Annotated in this window: 12 protein-coding genes and 1 pseudogene; 5 read left to right on the top strand and 8 right to left on the bottom strand. The window is 48.5% G+C overall.

Features of this window, described 5'->3' with window-relative positions:
* The first annotated feature begins 50 nt into the window (after positions 1-50).
* Positions 51-5507 (top strand): CHAT domain-containing protein, encoded by a 5457-nt coding sequence (locus tag Q0986_RS00815; RefSeq protein WP_299402361.1) that lies wholly within the window; start codon positions 51-53, stop codon positions 5505-5507.
* Between the two features lie 14 nt (positions 5508-5521).
* On the opposite strand, the gene pyrC is transcribed toward Q0986_RS00815, so the two are convergent.
* On the bottom strand, positions 5522-6559 hold the full coding sequence (pyrC, locus tag Q0986_RS00810) for a dihydroorotase (RefSeq protein ID WP_299402359.1): 1038 nt from the start codon (positions 6557-6559) through the stop codon (positions 5522-5524).
* Between the two features lie 416 nt (positions 6560-6975).
* On the opposite strand from pyrC, the gene Q0986_RS00805 reads away from it, so the two are divergent.
* Positions 6976-10638 (top strand): hypothetical protein, encoded by a 3663-nt coding sequence (locus Q0986_RS00805; protein ID WP_299402357.1) that lies wholly within the window; start codon positions 6976-6978, stop codon positions 10636-10638.
* Positions 10639-10915: 277 nt separating this feature from the next.
* Here the strand turns inward: Q0986_RS00805 and Q0986_RS00800 are convergent, their stop codons facing one another.
* On the bottom strand, positions 10916-12307 hold the full coding sequence (locus Q0986_RS00800) for a 2-polyprenyl-6-methoxyphenol hydroxylase-like oxidoreductase (RefSeq protein WP_299402355.1): 1392 nt from the start codon (positions 12305-12307) through the stop codon (positions 10916-10918).
* 77 nt (positions 12308-12384) lie between these two features.
* Here Q0986_RS00800 and Q0986_RS00795 point away from each other — a divergent pair, with 77 nt between their 5' ends.
* Positions 12385-13131 (top strand): glutathione S-transferase family protein, encoded by a 747-nt coding sequence (locus Q0986_RS00795; RefSeq protein ID WP_299402353.1) that lies wholly within the window; start codon positions 12385-12387, stop codon positions 13129-13131.
* Between the two features lie 42 nt (positions 13132-13173).
* On the opposite strand, the pseudogene Q0986_RS00790 reads toward Q0986_RS00795, so the two are convergent.
* The 3 genes and pseudogenes from Q0986_RS00790 to Q0986_RS22820 all read right to left on the bottom strand — a co-directional run.
* A pseudogene (locus Q0986_RS00790) lies at positions 13174-13557 on the bottom strand (DNA alkylation repair protein); the annotation flags it as partial.
* A 34-nt stretch (positions 13558-13591) separates the two neighbouring features.
* Complete coding sequence (locus tag Q0986_RS22825; RefSeq protein WP_366918479.1) at positions 13592-13777, bottom strand: transposase DNA-binding-containing protein; 186 nt, start codon at positions 13775-13777, stop codon at positions 13592-13594.
* Positions 13756-13839 carry a transposase DNA-binding-containing protein gene (locus Q0986_RS22820; RefSeq protein WP_366918480.1) on the bottom strand — a complete coding sequence of 28 codons (84 nt, stop codon included), beginning with the start codon at positions 13837-13839 and terminating at the stop codon, positions 13756-13758. Before Q0986_RS22820 ends, Q0986_RS22825 begins: the two co-directional genes overlap by 22 nt.
* Positions 13840-14091: 252 nt before the next feature.
* Here Q0986_RS22820 and Q0986_RS00785 point away from each other — a divergent pair, with 252 nt between their 5' ends.
* On the top strand, positions 14092-14685 hold the full coding sequence (locus Q0986_RS00785; protein WP_299402351.1) for a hypothetical protein: 594 nt from the start codon (positions 14092-14094) through the stop codon (positions 14683-14685).
* Positions 14686-14923: 238 nt separating this feature from the next.
* On the opposite strand, the gene Q0986_RS00780 is transcribed toward Q0986_RS00785, so the two are convergent.
* From Q0986_RS00780 to Q0986_RS00770, 3 genes are all read right to left on the bottom strand, one after another.
* A complete protein-coding gene (locus Q0986_RS00780; RefSeq protein WP_299402348.1) occupies positions 14924-15640 on the bottom strand; it encodes a DNA alkylation repair protein in 717 nt (238 codons plus the stop codon).
* A complete protein-coding gene (locus Q0986_RS00775; protein ID WP_299402346.1) occupies positions 15630-15920 on the bottom strand; it encodes a DUF4090 family protein in 291 nt (96 codons plus the stop codon). The genes Q0986_RS00780 and Q0986_RS00775 overlap by 11 nt, the downstream gene beginning before the upstream one ends.
* A gap of 240 nt (positions 15921-16160) precedes the next feature.
* Positions 16161-16859 carry an alpha/beta hydrolase gene (locus Q0986_RS00770; RefSeq protein WP_299402344.1) on the bottom strand — a complete coding sequence of 233 codons (699 nt, stop codon included), beginning with the start codon at positions 16857-16859 and terminating at the stop codon, positions 16161-16163.
* 158 nt (positions 16860-17017) lie between these two features.
* Between Q0986_RS00770 and Q0986_RS00765 the strand changes: the two genes are divergently transcribed.
* Entirely contained in the window at positions 17018-18526 is a 1509-nt protein-coding gene (locus tag Q0986_RS00765; protein ID WP_299402342.1) for an FAD-dependent oxidoreductase, read from the top strand.
* Positions 18527-18599: the final 73 nt, after the last annotated feature.

Genomic DNA, 18599 nt, shown 5'->3' with positions numbered 1-18599 from the left:
GAATTAAATAGCATCGTGTCTGTTGTCCACACTTTGGTGTTATCAAGACTATGAATAGGATAGATTGCGATCTCAGACTGGCCCATCATTTTTGCAGACAGGCCACGGCCACTGGCTCTTGGGTGGGCATCCTTTTGAGTCCACTGATCGTTTCAAATACGGGGTTGGCTCAAAGTATTGTGCCTGACAACACCCTCGGGACGGAACAGTCTGTCGTTGACCCTGGGGCCACTGCCAACGATTGGGTGATTAATGGAGGGGCACAGCGCAATACAGCTTTGTTCCATAGTTTTGAACGATTTGGGATTAACCCCAATCAAACAGTTTTTTTTAGCAACCCTGCGACCGTCGAGAATATTTTTGCACGGGTGACCGGGGGAACGGCTTCCAATATTAATGGCTTGTTGGGGGTGGATGGTCCTGCCAATCTCTTTTTCGTCAATCCCAGCGGCATTCTCTTTGGCCCCAATGCTCAGTTGGATGTGGCTGGCGCCTTTGTCGCCACCACCGCAGATCGGTTCTTGCTCCCCAATAGCAATACCTTTAGTGCGGTGAATCCCAACGCTCCCCCCTTACTCACCGTTTCGGTACCCTTAGGCGTTCAGTTTGGTGCGAATCCCCAGCCCATCAACGTCAATGGCGCACAGTTAGGCCCAGAGGTAGACCAGCTAGTGTTGCTGGGAGGAGAGGTGAACCTCGAGGGCACTAATATTTTTTTACCAGGGGGGCGGGTTGGACTGGCAGGACTCTCACAACCTGGCGTTATTTCCTTTGACCTGGAGGTAGCGACCCCTGAAAATTTTCTGACCGTTCCAGTAGAGGGACGGGCTGACTTTTTCTTCAACGGTTCAACGGTTGATGTTGTGGATCAGGGTGAGGGAGATATTATCCTTCAAGCCCGCAATAGTTCACTGACTCAGACCGATCTCTTCGCTGGACTGGATGGGACAGTCACGTCCGCCAATATTGAAGGAGGAGCCATTTTAGTTGACACGACTGAAGATTTCGAACTCGTTGACAGCGGGATCTCGAGTCTTATAGATAATAACGGTCAAGGCGGAGATATTAGGGTGACTGCCAGGAATCTGACGCTGCAGCAAAATTCTCAGATTTTGACAGACACTTTAGGTGCTGGTTCAAGCGGCGATATTTATATCAACGTAACGCGTCGTCTTTTAGCAGAAATCAATTCTGGAATTTTTAGCGCAACCTTCGAAGGCAGCTCCGAGAACAATGCTGGATCAATCTTTATCACTGCACCGGAACGGTTCGCGAACGATGCTGGATCAATCTTTATCACTGCGCCGGAAATTAACCTTAACCGTAGCTCCGGCATTAGTTCTATCACTTCAGGTTCAGGCGGAAACATTGAAATCACCACCAATTCTCTCCTAGTACGAGAGGAAAGTTCTATTCTGAGTGGCAAATTTGGACCCAATACCTCGGAGGGAGATATTCAGATTCAAGCCAATAATATTCTCGTTGATGATCGAAGAGGACCTACTTTTGATGGGCCACCGATTGGTATTGAGGCAAGTGTGACCTTCTTCCCTGAAGAGTTCGGACTACCCCTGGAGACGAGGGGTGGAACAGGAGGAGATATAGAGATTGATACTCAAAACCTAACTCTGATCGGCGGGTTGATTGGTCCTACCGTGTTTGGGAATGCTCAAGGGGGGGATTTGACTATTCGAGCAGGAGATACGGTCTGCCTCGTAGGGGATCCGGCAGCAGTGCGCGCTAGCTTTGCTGGGGTGGCCGAGTTGGCCACTGCTATTCGGGATTCGACAACGGAAGGGTTTAGTGGTGATATTCGAATTAATGCTCACCATTTAGTTCTGGAGAATGGCTCCATTATTGACGCTGGGGCTGAGGGCTTCGGAAATAGTGGCGACATTTTTATCAATACAACGGAGTCTGTAACGCTTCAAGGTACTTTGAATGGTCAGCCAAGCCGGATTGTTACCCAGTTGCAAAACCCTGGAGAATTTATCGGGGGCAATATTGATCTGGTCACTGACCGTCTCACCCTACAAGATGGTGGACAAATCTCGGCTGCAACGATTGATAACTCAGTTGGGAATGGCGGGAATGTCTCCGTTGTTGCGAACCAAAGTATTGTCATCACTGGATCCTCACCTCAAGTGACATTACCTGCCGGGGATGCAGATTCTCCCTTTGTATTGGATTCGACGGGGACGCTATTTCCCAGCGGCATTTTTGCCAATTCTCCTGGGGAGGGGAATGCAGGGGATGTGGAGATTTTTACGCCCAATATCACCGTGCAGAATGGCGCGCAGATTTCCGTCAGTAGTACGAATGAGGGGGCAGCAGGACGCTTATTTATTGAAGCCAACAATATGGTTATGGATAATGCCAAGTTATTGGCCGAGGCCGTTGAAGGCAATCGAGCCAATATTGAGCTGTCGGTTAGAGATTCCTTACAACTGCTCAATCGCAGCCGTATTTCGACGGTAGCCAGGGGTGATGCCGATGGCGGCAATATTATGATTGATGGGCCTGAGACTCAGTCACTCCGGTTTTTAACGCTTAAGGATGGATCGATCATCTCTGCAGAGAATTCGGGCCGCTTTGGCAATGGCGGCAATATAGATATTGCGGCTCAGTTTATTCTGGCGTTCCCTGGCGAACTCAATCAGATCGTTGCCAATGCCTTTGAAGGGGATGGTGGCGATATTGATATCTTTACGAATGCGATTTTTGGCCAACCGTTTCTCAATATTTCTGCTTCCTCACAATTGGGCGTAAATGGCGAGATTACAATTGAAACCCTGGCAACGGATCCAGCCAATGCCCTCACCCCGCTCCCCGAGAATGTGCTGGATAAAAGTACTCAAATTGCAGATGCTTGTGCCAATCCTCGATCAGGGCAATCTCAGTTTGTGGTGACGGGTCGGGGCGGATTACCGCTGATGCCATCCCGCCGGCCTACGGGTAGCTATCTCTTAACCGATTTAGGGACTCAAGCGCCTCACAAGGTCACTCCTATTCTCCAAGAAGCGAAGCGGTTAGTGGTGACTGCTAGTGGCAAGTATTATTTGCAGGGAGAGGCGCATCTCCCGTTGTCCCAACAATTGGAAGCTGCCCGCCAAGCGTACCAGCAGGCTGATTATTCTCAGGCCATTACCCTCTGGAAGCAAGCCGCAGAGCAATTATCTAAGCAGCCTGAGGCTTATGCTTCAGTGCAGAGCCATTTAGCCCTGGCCTATCATCACCTGGGAGACTGGGAAAAGGCGAGGGAGGCCATTGCTACGAGTCAAGCAACGCTGACCCCTGATCTGATCGCCCAGCAACCTGCTCTCCATGCCCAGGTGCTGAGTTCAAGAGCCAGTTTATTCCTCGCACGGGGCAATACTCGTGCAGCTTTTGAGAATTGGCAACAAGCAGCAGAGGCTTATCAACGGGCTGGGGATGATGCAGAGCACCTGCAGGTGCAGTTGAATCAAATTCAGGTCCTTCAGGATCTAGGCTATTTTCGGCAGGCGCAAAAACAATTAACGCCACTGATGCAGATTCTAGAGCGGCAGCCTCCGTCTCCCGTCAAGGCGATGACCCAGCTAAATTTGGGGAAGGTGTCGCGTGCTGAAGGCAATATGTTGCGATCGCAACGTCAACTCGAAGCCGCCCTAAAAACATCCCAATCCCTGAACCAGCCCGCCCTGAAAAGTACGATTCTTCTGAATTTGGGACATACATTTCGGGGTCTGGGGAACGCCCAAAAGGCGTTGGACTACTATCAGCAGGCAGAGACCCTTGCCCCCACCCCTCTACTTCGATTTCAGGTGCAAGTGAGCCAATTTGATCTTTTGGTTGCGCAAAAAGATCCTGCGGCATCGCCGCTTTTGCAAGCACTAAAGGGGCAAGCCCAACAACTTCCTAGCAGTCGAAAGGGAATCTATGCGCAACTCCATCTGATCGAAACCGTTTTAGCATCCGCACAACTGGACGAATCCCAGACCCTATTGAGGTTGCTGACTCATATTCAAGCCCAAGCGCAAGCCTTGGATGATCCCAATGCTCAGTCCTATATCCTGGGCTATCAGGGGAAAATGTATGGCCAGGCCCAACAATGGTCTGAGGCGGTCTCTTGGACGGAACAAGCTTTACAGCAGGTTCAACGACAGCGTGCCCCTGAAGTGCTCTATCAGCTAGCTTGGCAACTGGGTCGCTATCGTCGTCAACTCGGCAATCGCCAGGGCGCGATTTCAGCCTATCTCGATGCGGTGGCAGCCCTACGCTCCCTGCGGGGCGACCTGAGCACGGCTAGTGAAGATGTCCGCTTTACCTTTAGGGATGGGGTAGAACCTATTTATCGTGAGTTGGTGGCGCTGTTGTTAGAAGGAGATATGACGCAAGCCAATGCAGCCAACCGCCTGAAGCAAGCTCGCAAGCTGATTGAAGATTTACAGCTGAATGAAATTCAGGACTACTTCCAGGATGCCTGTGTGCAAGCCCAACCGATCGCAGTCGATCAAGTGGATCCGAAGGCGGCCGTGATTTATCCGATTGTTTTAGCCGATCGGGTTGATGTGATTGTCAGTATTGGTAAGCAACCTTTGCGCCATTACAGCACGCCCATTGAGCCGGGACAGGTGGATAATACGGTCCAACAACTCTTGCGCTCCCTCTCCATGCCCTTGGACTCTCTCCAAAGCAGTAATCTCCATAAGCTCAAACAGATCTATGACTGGGTGGTGGGTCCTGCTGCCGCAGATTTAGCTCAACAGGATGTAGAAACGTTGGTTTTTGTCGCTGACGGAGCCTTGCGCACTTTGCCCTTAACGACGCTCTATGATGGCCAGCAATATTTGATTGAAAAATACAATGTGGCGCTTTCTCCGGGATTGGATCTATTAGCGCCTCGTCCGCAAGATAGAGAGCGGGTGAAATTGTTAGTGGGAGGGGTGAGTGAGGCTCGGTCTGGATTCCCGGCTTTGCCCTATGTGGCCAAAGAAGTTGAGCAGATTACTGCTCATATTCAAGATCATGAGGTCTTGTTTAACCAAGATTTGACGAAACAGAACTTGGATGACTACCTAACGGAAGTGTCTTCTGAAGTGGTGCATCTAGCAACCCATGCCGAGTTTGGCGCTAGCCCCGAAGATACCTTTATTCTCACCTGGGAAGGTAAGCTTTCGATCCAGGCAATGGCCTCGTTACTCCGCAACCGAATTCGCACCTCTGAAGTCCCGATCGAGTTGCTTGTCTTAAGTGCTTGTGAAACGGCGACGGGCAATAGTCGGGCAGTTCTTGGTATTGCGGGCATGGCGATTCGGTCCGGCGTGCGCAGTACCTTGGCCGGATTGTGGTCCTTGGATGATCAGGCAGCAGCGGCTTTTATGGGCCATTTTTATAAAGCCCTGGCTCAACCGAATACGACGAAGGCAGCGGCGTTTCGTCAGGCTCAGCTAGCTTTAATGAAGGATCCGAAATTTAGAGCCCCCTATTTTTGGAGTCCGTTTGTGTTGGTGGGGAATTGGCTATAATCCCGACTGCAATATTAGGATTCCAGTAGCTTCCAGGTGATTTCTTCTCCTGCCCTCAGGGGCACAAGTCCAGTTTCAATAAACGGTACTTGATCAGGAATGCGCCAAGTCTGTTTGACTAAGGTGATTTTCTCCGTATTGCGGGGAAGCTGATAAAAATCTGGACCATAGAAGCTGGCAAAGGCTTCCAGTTTGTCGAGGGCATTCGCACTTTCAAATGCTTCTGCATATAATTCCATGGCATGGAGGGCCGAATAGCAACCGGCGCAGCCACAGGACTGCTCTTTCGAATTGCGGGCATGGGGGGCGCTATCGGTACCGAGAAAAAACTTGGGATTGCCGGATGTCGCTGCCTGCAACAGCGCCTGCCGATGTGTCTCTCGTTTCAGAATGGGCAGGCAATAATAATGGGGACGAATTCCACCCTGAAATAAAGCATTACGGCTAAATAATAGATGTTGAGGTGTGATAGTTGCCGCGACATTGCTGTTGGCATTAAGGACAAACTGTACCGCTTCGGAGGTGGTGATATGTTCAAGTACTACTCGTAGTTTGGGGAATCGCGAGATGAGGGGAATCAGGTGGGTTTCGATAAATACTTTTTCGAGATCGAATACATCCACCTCTGTGTCGGTTACTTCTCCATGGAGTAATAGAGGGATATCTTCTGTTTCCATGGTGGCGAAGATGGGGTCACACTTCCGAATGTCGGTGACACCAGAGTCAGAGTTGGTGGTTGCCCCTGCTGGATAGTATTTCACTGCTTTGACAAAGGCCGAAGCTTTGGCGGCAATGATTTCTTCGGGGCTAGTATTATCGGTCAGGTAGAGGGTCATCAGGGGTTCGAAGGTTTGGCCTGTGGGAATGGCTGCCAAAATTCGGTCCCGGTAGGCAGCAGCCTCAGCCACTGTGCGGATGGGAGGCTTTAAGTTTGGCATGACGATGGCACGAGCAAACTGGTGTGCCGAGTGGGGGAGAACGGCTTTCAGGGCTGCTCCGTCCCGGAGATGAAGGTGCCAATCGTCGGGCCGAGTGAGGGTGAGTTTTTGCATTTCTCAATCATAAAATCTTGTCGCTAGCTTACTCCATATACTGTTGCTTCAGCCAGAGGAATGGACAGTTAAAAAACACCTAAATTGACCTGAACTTACCTGAATAATTCATAATTTTTTTGGCTATTAGATTTGGCGATAGAAAGGACATCAACGAAGTGACGACCACAATCGATTGATATTTCTGTAGTTGAAATCAAATGACCCACTAGGGAATCACCATCAACACGGCAGGTAGGCCGTGAGCTAGGGCTGATGATAGGCTCTATCACTGTTACCTGAATAGAACTGAGTAATGAACTGAATAAAACCGAACTTTTCAGGATTTTTTCTACTGGACGTTTTTGAGACAGTTAGCTCAAGAGGAAATCAATCTCTTGTGGACATATATTCAATTCAAAAAAGGGGAAACAATCATGAACCGAAAACTCGTTAAACGAATATTCGTGCGCAAAGCTCGGCGTGGCTTTGTTCCATTAAGAGAATTTGACGTCTATGATAATTTTTATGATCTGGGCACAAAAAAAATGGACTCAAATCATTTTGACAATAAATACAAAGTGAAAGAATCTGGAATTTATGATGGTGAACATGAAGCCTATAGTATTGTGCAAGGCACAAGCGGAAATGACACCATCATCGGCAATGAAATGGTGGCAGGATACGCTCTCCAAGAAACTCTATATGGAGGAGCAGGTGATGACCGTATTGAAGGGCGAAGCGGTGACGATGTTCTACTTGGTGAGAGCGGAAATGACTTCTTAGATGGCGGTTCTGGAGATGATCGTCTTTTGGGCCAAGTTGGAAATGATTATCTAGATGGTGGTGATGGGGATGATTATCTAGATGGTGGTGATGGGGATGACATACTGATTGCTGGAGAAGGGAAAAACTATCTTATTGGAGGCGGTGGAAATGATAAATTAGTCACTTCCACATTAGGAGGTGACACTCTATATGGTGGATTAGGTAATGACACGTTGGAATTTCAAAAAGATTCTGTCGGAACTTTTCGTCTCACAAATTCTAGCCTCAGTGGAACTTATGCTGAACTTACTCACGAAAAGAAAAATAATGGCACGTATGAGCTTAGATATAAGGACAAATCTACTGGTCATAGAATAGGAGAAATCGAAAGCGTCTTTATCAGGGATAAGAGTAGGGCACTTTCTAGTTCTGGGCATACACCGTGGGGATATGCTTACAACTATGGTTCCCAACGTAAAAACAGCTTAGATGCGAGCCAATTTTCTGGTAATCTCACCTACCAGACTACTGGTTTTGGTGTCCATGCAACTGGCACTAAAGGCATCAGTACCGCAATTATCAGTAATGCTAAGGCAGAGGACTTTGAATGGAGCAGAACAGGCGATAACTTTACCGTCACGGACGTTAAGTCTTCCTTCTTCTCTAATTCGATGCGTCGACAGGGTCAAAAAAGCACCTTTGAAAATTTTGATCGCCTGGGCTTTAAAGACGGTAATGTCACCAAAATCTTCGATCCAGCATCAGGAAACACGATGGTATCGGCAGTTGCAACTGTCTATAACAGTAAAAATACGGGTGAGTCCTATGAAGTTGTAACCGGCAAATATCATGGTGGTGATAACTACAAGAATGGATCGACTCAGTACGTCATTGGCCTAAATGGAGAAACTGGCCCTGTTCTCGATATGAACGTAGAGAAGTTGGGGCAACTCATCAATCAAATCTCACTGCCAGATGCAAATATTGAGCGGAAGCGTTTTTTGACTAATATCATTCTCTCTGGAACAAGTAATATCCCTGTAGTTGGATTTTTGTCAGATCCCATTAAAGATATTGCCAATTATGGCTACGACAAAGACCAGGTTGATGCACAGATTGATGCAGCAAAAGCGGCATTAACTGATCCTAACTTTACCTCTGAAAGCTTTGGGAAAATCAAGAACAAATCTCGTAAAACAATTGTTATTGATGATTTCCAGCTTGGTGTTGACACAATCATTTTACCGACCCTCAAAGACGGCTTGACGTATTTTTATACTGCTTCAACAATGAATGTCAATGGAAAAGAGAAACATGGTGTCACAGTTAGTATCGACGAGAACGGAAACCGAGAAAGTCTTTTATTCATCACGAATAACTATGGTGAAAGAGGTGGACTCATAGATAAAGACTTTGCAGCGATAATTAAAGACTCATATATGAATGGAGTCATTTCAGCCTTTAAAAGAACTACAATACTGGGTAATAATACTGATCATGAAACTCTTGATGGAACTTATACCTCCGATCTTATTGAAGGAGAAGGTGGTGCTGATATAATTCTTGGCCAATTCGGTCACGATAGGATTTTCGGTGGAAAGGGTAATGACACTCTGTATGGGGGGGTTAAGGGCTCCTACGTAGACAAGAATAATCGCCTTGGTAAAGCTGTCCGTTATCAGAATGATGGTAATGACACCCTATATGGAGGGGCAGGGAATGACGTTCTATTTGGTGAATCTGGAAATGACTACCTCGATGGTGGGACTGGTAACGACGAACTGTATGGTGGTGATGGTAATGACCAACTAAATGGTGGTGATGGTAACGACCAACTAAATGGTGGGACTGGTAACGACACCCTCAACCCTGGATATGATGTAAATTCTTTCAATGATATCGTTGATGGAGGGGCAGGGGACGATGTCCTCAAGGTGGACTATAGTGCCAAAAATTATGAAGGTATTGATTTCTCACGTGGCTTCACTCATGGACAGTTGAGCAGAAAGCAGCTTCTTACAATTAAGAATGTCGAAACCTTCGATATTACAGGCACAAAGCATGATGACAAAATTCTCGGCGGAGCAGGTAATGACACTCTCAAAGGTGGAATTGGGAATGACATTCTTGAAGGTGGCAAAGGTAATGACTCACTTGAAGGCGAGGATGGTGACGACCACATTCAAGGTGGCGATGGGAATGATAGTCTTTCTGGTTGGAAGGGTAACGACATACTTGAAGGTGGGAACGGCGATGACTTTCTTTGGGGTGATCATGGTCAAGACATTCTGATGGGTGGCGATGGTGACGACGATCTTTCTGGTTGGAAAGGCAACGACATTCTTGAAGGTGGAGTGGGGAACGACACCCTCAACGGCGGCGATGGTAATGACACCCTCATAGGGGGAGTTGGCGATGACATCCTCATCGGTGGTGCTGGCATTGATGTTGCTGATTACTCCAAATCTGCATCAGGTGTGGGGGTTAATCTAGAAACCAATGTCAATCGCTGGTCCAGTGCTCATAGAGATACTCTTGAAAGCATTGAATGGGTCTATGGATCTAACTATGGTGATCTACTTACTGGAGATAGTAAAGATAATCTCCTCAATGGCGGGACTGGTAACGATAACCTCAATGGTGGGGCTGGCAACGACATTCTGATTGGTGGTGATGGCATAGACACTATCACTGGTGGAAAAGGCTATGACACTGTTGATTTTGCTGAAAATGGCAATCAAGGAATTGTGGTTGACCTAGCAGCATTCAATGTCATGGATGCCTTTCTTAATCACGAAAAGCTATCTACTAGTAGCTCGATTGAAGCCTTCCGAGGAACTGCAGCTAACGACTTTATGTTAGGCGACGGTGGCGGTGGTGCCAGCGGTGGCACAGCCTCCTTCTACAATGCTGATTTCTATGGCGAAGGCGGCAATGACACTCTTATCGGTGCTGGCTTGGGTAATCGGCTCGATGGTGGCACTGGCAACGACTTCCTTAACGGTAGAGGTGGCAATGACACCCTCATTGGTGGGGCTGGTGATGATATCCTTCTCGGTGGACTGGGTAACGATATCCTGACAGGTGGCGTAGGAGCTGATATCTTCAGGTTTGACTCCAGCGGGGTTGATCGCATTACCGATTTCAATGTCAATGAGAATGATGTCATTCAAATTGATGCCTCTGCCTTTAGTCTCGGTGCCAATGACTATGATCGGCTATCCTTTGCCAACGGCAACTTGATGGTTGATAATACCGCCATTGCAACCCTCGATAACGTGAATAGTCTGATTATTGACACAACTGCAAACTCTAACGTGGTTTTAGTTTAATCAGCGAAATTCTACTGGATGGTCCAACGTCAGTATAGAAGTTAGCTTAAAGGCTGGGAGTGATTCCAGCCTTTTTCGTCTGTGGGTAAATACCTGAACTTACCTGAATAAATCGGGATTTTATCTGCTGTTTGATTGGGCGATAGTAGACATTCAGTTTCAGACACTCAAAGATGACCCCGCTTCCCATGGGATGGTTTAACTTGCACTTAAACCCATCCCATGGGAATTTCCTCTCTGTTGGGCTGTCTTGAATCTTGTCCTACGGGATATTGCGCTACCTAGAAGTTCTCACACTGTTTGGACACGATGGGTCACGAGAGCATAGCGCCGCCAACACATTCATCATAATTTTGGGTTGAAATAACGAATGGGGAGGATTAAGCATATGGATCACTTCCGTGAAGGCCTGGTAAACCATGCTTTGCCGACTGTTCAGCCGAATAATCTGATCGATATACCGCTGTAACATCTTCGTGATCCAGTCTGGTTGGGGGCCTGTGGTTTGCGGCCAACGCAGATCTTCCCCGGTTGCCATCAGCCAAGGCGTGCGAACGACTGCTGCTAATTGCCGATGAAAGGATCGAGAAAAACCAGGTCCGATGCTTCCCCCTCCGCCCATCCACTGGCGTTTCAGGCATTGATCGAGGGTCACCGCACTTTGGGCGGCAACGGTCATCCCTTGTCCATAAACAGGATTAAATGCACAGATGCTATCTCCAAAGCCGATAAAATTCCCAGGACCTTGTTTTATCGCCTCATAATGCCGCTGACGGTTGGCAGTCGCCCGGTAGGAGTGGATGGTCGAGAGAGGCTCAGCATCTTTAATGGTCTCAAAGATGATGGGACTCCTCAGCTGTCTGGCAAAATCGAGAAAACCAGCGTCATCAGTGGGAGGATAATGGCGATTGATACCCATCAATGTGGTTAGCCAACGATTTCCCTCTACTTGCACTAAGGCGCCTATATGGGGGTGGTCTGGCGCTTTGGCCATAACGTACAGACTCTTCCAGTCCTTAGAAAAATCTACCGGACGTCGAAAGTATTGGCTGGCATAGCCTAGACCTGAATCGATAATGGTTTCCTCAGGAGGGGGATAACCGATGTGTTTTAACCACTCAGGTGCAGGTGAACTGCGCCCACTCGCATCAACAATTAAATCACCCAATAACGGTGTCATCTGCCCTTGAGCATCTTTCACAAGAACGCCACGAAGCATGGCTGTGCAGGAATCAGGAACCAGTTGGATAACCGTGGAAGCACAGAGCCAATGCACATTTTGGATGCGACTGAGTTGCTGGCGAATCGTGAATTCCAGCAGGTTGCGACTACAGGTGATGCTTTGGATCTGTGATTGCAAACGAGGAGCCCATCCTGAGGGGAATAGAACGGGGCATTCTGCTAACCAATCAATTTCAAGGGCACCTTGAGCCATCAATTGCTCTTCAATCCCTGGAAATAAATCGGACACAATTCTGTATCCCTGAGTTAGTAAAATGTGAGCGTGGGGCGATTGGGAGACCCCTGCCCGAGCCTCTGGCTGCAGAGAGAAAGTATCTCGCTCCACGATCATGACTTGTTCAAAGTAGTTGGCGAGCACACGGGCTGCTAACATGCCCGCAATACTGCCACCAATGACAATGGCTTGATGCTGCTCTGAGGATGACATTTTTGATCGTTGACTCGTTCTCTTTATCGTTATGGTAGAAGTTAGCGGTCACAAAAGTTGGGAGTGGAGGTATGACCATGCTGACCTTATACACCGCCCCGCCCCTCTGGGGGATACCCAGTATCAGTCCCCATTGCTTAGAACTAGAGACGTGGCTCCGATTAGCGAAGCTGCCCTATCACAAAACAACAGAACACTTAGAACAGGCTCCCAAGGGGAAGGTCCCCTTCGTTCAATATGGCGATCGGTATATAGGGGACGCTACGTTTATTATTGAATACTTGAAGCAGGCTGAGGGCATTGATCTGGATGCAGCTTTGACGGCCCCTGAACGAGGGATCTCCCTGGCCTTGCGCCGGATGCTGAAGGAAAACACCTATTGGGGGTTGGTTTATCTTCGCTATGGTCCAGAGGAAAACTGGCAGCGTTATCGCGCCATGATTGCAGGAGCACTGATGCCCCAGCTGACTGAGCAAGAGTGGCTGCCCCAGTTGGAAGCACTGCGGGAAAGGATTTTAGCGCAGCTGCATGGGCAGGGAATGGGGCGACATAGTCCCTCAGAAATTTGCCAGCTCACCTGTGCAGATTTCCAGGCGCTATCGGATGTGCTGGCGAGTCAGTCCTTTTTTATAAGTGATTGCCCCACGACCTTAGATGCCACCGCCTATGCTTATGTGGCCAATGTCATCCATGCACCTTTTGATGGTGAGATGGTTGCCTATGTCCGGGAGTTGAAGAACCTCATTGACCATTGCGATCGCATCACCCAACAGTGCTTCACCTCTCTAGAGAACAGTCGTGAGCACGATCAAAAGCCGGGTTAAGAAAAATCTGGTGCTTCACTAAACCTGGCCCTTTAAATATCGCTATCGCTCTGACTCAGGAAATTTTTCAATCGCATACCGGAGCATGGTGCGAGGTATAGACTGGTAGTGTTTTTTGAGAAAGGTTTTCTCTATTTTCAGGTCTCGTTTGCCAATTTCTCGCAGCATCCAGCCTACGGCTTTATGGATAAGATCTTCCTGATCGTTTAACAGTAGCTGGGCAAGCGCTAAGGCATCCTCAAAGTCATGGTGGCGCATCCATCGGAAGGTGGCCATCACAGCAATTCGTCGTTCCCATAGGTTTTGAGATTATGCAAGTGGGTAGATCGGTTGGCGATCTTTTCCTTCCAGGAATGCTCCCACGATTTGATAGGCAGAACTGTCCACCAAATCCCAGTTGTTGATGAACTGGGTATGGTGGAGATATGGGTACCCATCGGTATTTTTGGCCTACGCTTTATTAGCGTGGTAATTCCAACCTTACCGAGGACTTATAGGCTTCTAAGATTCCCTCTGCATTCACCTTCGGGTTGTCCCAAAGTCGATAGGTTGCTTTGCACTGAGACCAGCTTTCGCTCGCGTGTGGAATACTTGCATTAGGCTGAGCACTCAACCTCTCTTGAATCAAGCAATCTCTATCAAGCATTTGTCGAGACGAGCATCACCGAGGTTGGATGTTTTCAGTTCCTGAGCGGCCCATGTTTGCATGATATTTGCTTACCTATGTCAGAGGTTAGGTTTCACTTTACGCTTAAACGCAAACTCCAAGCCTATTCCTCACAATACTTTCAACAGTTGTGGGTAAGGCATAGGCTAATAAATAGACCTTTGGCATGAAGTCAATAGAGCGTGTATTTCTTACCGAGTTTTTAACCGCCCTCAAACGTATACCCAGGTACAGCCAGATATGTCAGGATTTACGATAATAGAAACGATAAATAATATCCTTTACAAACTTCCATGAAATCTATCGCTGAACGCTATAAAAGTCTTGCCGGGGCTTATGTCAAACTCTCTGACAAATTTCATCAGCTTGACGTAGCTCATATGAATCTCAAGGAAAAACTGTTGCCTGCCATTAAAGCCATCAACAGCTATCGTGCCTTAATCCATCAGCTTCAGCAGGATAAAGCCGAACTTGAACGGACGGTTCAGACGCTCACAGAGCGACAGACGCATTTGCAGGAAAATCAGCTCACCTTGCAAGCGAAGGAGGTTGAGCTGTCGATGACCGTCAATACGCTAACGAAGGAGAATACTGATTTACAAGCTGTCCTCCAAGACTTTCAGACAAAGTACGAAGTGGTGGCTGATTTTGAATCCCTATTAGCGTCTGAGCCTCAAGCGATGTTGACAGAAGCGGAACAGCAGATGGAACTAGTTGAAGAAACCCTGCAAGAGATTGCACTCAACAGTGATCCTGACCTGAGCCAGGAAGAAAAACAACTGATAGAGGCTTACCAGACGGAAAGTGAGAGTTTATCGGTCTCTATGGAACCTTTACAGGATTGGGATGTTCAAGAAGTGTCCGACGCTTTACCCTGCGTCGCATAGGTGTAAATTTCTAGGGCACATTGCGTTTGTTTGGTAACTCCCCTGTCTGTCACGGTGCGGGGGAGTTTTTGGGTGTGCGATCGCACCTTCAATACCGGGATGCGATCGCAACTTACGGGCTACGCAACAGACTTGGGGATAGAACAGACAATTCGTTGGGTAGAAAAGCCGATTCAGCCCCCAGTGTATGTCTATTTGAGTCGATGCTTGCAAGAGATGAAGTTGATTTCCAGGCTAGCTAAATCAACCCCTTCAAGTATCTTTGTCGTTCAGATTTGGGAAATTTCTCAATGGCATACCGTAACATTGTCCGGGGCATCTCCGGGTAATGCGCTTTGAGAAAGGCTTTCTCTGTTTCTAAATCTCGTTTGCCAATTTCTCGCAGCATCCAACCTACGGCTTTATGGATGAGATCTTCGTTGTCGTGTAGTAGTAGCTTGGCAATCGCTAATGCATCTTCGAAATCATGGTTCCGAATCCATTGAAAGGTTGCGATCATTGCAATTCGCCGTTCCCATAGGCTTTGAGACCGGGCAAGGGGGTAGATGGGTTGCCGATCTTTCCCTGCCAGAAACGCTCCTACAATTTGATAGGCAGAACTGTCCACCAAATCCCAGTTGTTGATGAACTGGGTATGGCAAAGATAGAGATCGTATAGATGGGCTTGTTCTGCTTCGGGGGCTTTCTGAAATTGCTTTACCCAAACGAGAAGCGCAAACAAGCGTTCTTCATGCCAGGGGGATTGCAAAAGACAAATCACTTCATCGTTGGGGAGCTGTTGATATCGAGTGACCTGCTTTCTCAGAACGGGGACTCGAATGCCTAAGAACTGATCGCCCGCGCCATAGTCCCCTGGCCCAGTTTTAAAGAAGCGCTGAGAATGCTCGGCAATTTCTGGATTGGCTAGGGATAGGAACTGTTGATGAACTGTTTCAGCGGTTAGGTTATTTGCCACCGTAATAAAAGGCGATTTCCTTATCTTTTAAGGGAGCGAAGTCTGCATCCTGAAGCATTTGATTCAGTTCAGCTTGAGCAATATGCTTGGCTCCAATGCGGACAATCCGAGAACGCATTGTATTCGATACGCCACTGCGTTGCCGATTTGACTCTAGGCCCATCACCTGATTGTAGAGATTGAGTTTGGCAGCGGGGATAGGAGAGCCATCGAGATCGAGACCGTTTGCAATCGCAGCATCAACAGCTTCTGCACCAGTTGTATTAGAAGAATTTGCCATATTGAGATTTCACTCAGTTCACATCGGGGGGTGACTCAACAATACAGGATGAAACAAGGGAAAGGGAGTCCGATTTGGATCACACCTGACTCTGAAAGGATAAAGCCTCTATGCATCAGTCCCTATTACCTGGCTAAAGACTGGAGCCATGCTGTGAGCAACTGATTGATCAATTGGGGGCATTCGAGATTGACCAAATGGGCTGCTTCTGGAATTTCTCGTCCTGCTGCATTAGGGAGTCTATCCACAAGGGTGACAAGCCACCTTGATCTCCGCAAAATCTAGCGCTCCCCAAATCACCAGTGTGGGGACTCGCAGATCAGAGAGCCGCTCATAGGCGGAGGGCGGTTCACGTTCTTGCGTTAGCTCCGGCATTCTCAAGGCAATCCCATTCATATCAAAGAGTAGATCTCTGATTTCACCCCCCACACGCCCTAAAGGACTCATCGGACCATCCAACCATAAATTGACCTCAATTGCATTCACCTGCTCCATATCACCTGCTTGCTCTGCTGTCTCTAGAGCATCTAGCCGCTCTTGAATCTCAGGAGGATAAACATCTGGCTCTGGTGCGCCGCTGATGGCGGGAGCAAACAGTACCAGGGCTGTCACCCGTTGCGGATCTGCGATCGCCAAATCAATAGAAATCCGTCCGCCTTGGGAGCATCCGATCAAAACTGCTGTGGGCACCGCCCGCTGATCCAATAAGGCTCGCAAGTCTTCAGTATGCGAGAATGCCTCGTCTGGGCTGGTGGTTTTACCGAATCCACGGCGATCATAGGTAATCGTCTGATAGCGATGTTGCAACTCACTCACTTGTGGATGCCACATGCGCTGATCTGCGACTCCGGTATGGAGAAACAAGACGGGCTGACCTTCACCTGCGCGCTGGCCCTCAAGTTGAGCTTTGCCAAGGTTAAGCTTAAATGGCTGTGTCATGGTTAAAGCCCTCTCTAGTCATACGTTTGACTCTGTCGATCTCGTTCTTGGCGGTCAAAGCCGAGATCATCTTTGCCCAATCCATCCGTGCAAGGACCGCAGATTTCATGTCATGGTAAATAGGGCAATTGGTTACGAATAATTCCACGATACAAGCTATGACCTCTGACCCTAAAAAACGTGTTGTCGTCGTTGGTGCGGGTTGGGCTGGCCTCGGTGCCACCTATCACCTCGTGAACCAAGGGTACGATGTCACTTTACTAGAGGCAGGCTCCTATCCAGGTGGCCTAGTCGCGGGTTGGAAAACCGCAGGCGGCCGTCCCGTTGAAGCCGGGATTCATGGGTTTTGGTACCCCTATAAAAATATTTTTGGTTTGGTCGATGAGTTAGGACTCGATCCCTTTACGGACTGGACAAAGTCCTCTCAATATTCCCCGGCGGGACTGGAAGCGGTGTCCCCTATTTTCCAGAAGGAACAGCGCTTACCGATGCCCTTGGGGACCTTTGCTTACCCCCAGTTTCCTCGCTTACCGCTAGTGGATCGACTGTCCGCCTTTACGATGATGTATCCGATTATCGACTTTGATAATTCCGATGAGGCTTGGCGACGCTATGACTCGGTGACGGCTAGAGAACTGTTTAAAAGCTATGGCGTGTCAGCTCGCTTATATCGAGATGCCTTTGAACCGATGCTGCTAGTAGGATTGTTTGCTCCGGGTGAGCAGTGCTCCGCTGCTGCTGCCTTAGGGATGCTCTACTATTTCATCCTGGCCCATCAGGCTGATTTTGATGTGGTGTGGTGTCGGGGCACGGTGGGAGAGAAAATCTTCAAGCCCTGGTGCGATCGCATCACCGATGCAGGGGGCAAAATTCTCACTCAGCGTCGGGTCACCGATGTGCGGCTCAATGACTTGGGCCAAGCCGATGCTGTCATTTGCGGGGATGAAGTCTTTGAGGCCGATGCCGTCATTTTTTCCGTTGGCATTACAGGGATGCAGAACATTGTTCGGGGCAGTTCTACACTACAACAGCATCCTCAGTTCCGAGACCTAATGAACCTTGGTGCCGTGGATATCTTAGCCACCCGTCTGTGGTTCGACCGCAAAGTCGAGGTCCCTCAGCCTTCTAATGCCTGCTTTGGCTTCCATCCGACGACGGGGTCTACCTTCTTTGACCTCAATGCCCTTCACGATGACTATCGCGATCAGCCGGAAACGGTGATTGAGGCAGACTTTTACCATGCCAATCAGTTCTTGGCCATGGAAGATGATGAAATTATTCGTATGGTGCAACAGGATCTGACCACCTGTCTTCCCGATTTCCGCGAGGCCCAGGTGGTCGATTCTAGCGTGATTCGCTTACCCCGAGCCGTGACCCATTTTGCACCAGGCAGCTATCGGTATTTGCTACCGGCCCAAACTCCCATTAATAACCTCTATATGAGTGGAGACTGGGTGGTCACTCGCCACGGTTCTTGGTCCCAGGAAAAAGCCTATGTCACGGGACTGGAGGCAGCCAATCATGTGATTCACCAATTAGGGCAGGGGCTTCCAGCTGCCATTGACCCGATTGAGCCCGATGAACCTCATATCCAAATGGCGCGTTCAGTGAACAGAACAGTGCGCGAACTTCAAAAAAGTCTTATACCCCAGTTTTGGCTACCATAGAGGTAAATTTGGAAAATGAGGCCCCAAATTTTCGAGTCTCAGTTAATCTAAGACTAGTAAACAGAGTTTCTTC

It is taken from the genome of Acaryochloris sp. IP29b_bin.148 (genome assembly GCF_028285565.1).
Classification (GTDB): Bacteria; Cyanobacteriota; Cyanobacteriia; order Thermosynechococcales; family Thermosynechococcaceae; genus Acaryochloris.
Note: the sequence above shows the minus strand (reverse complement) of the source record. Positions and strands in the feature narration are given on the sequence as shown.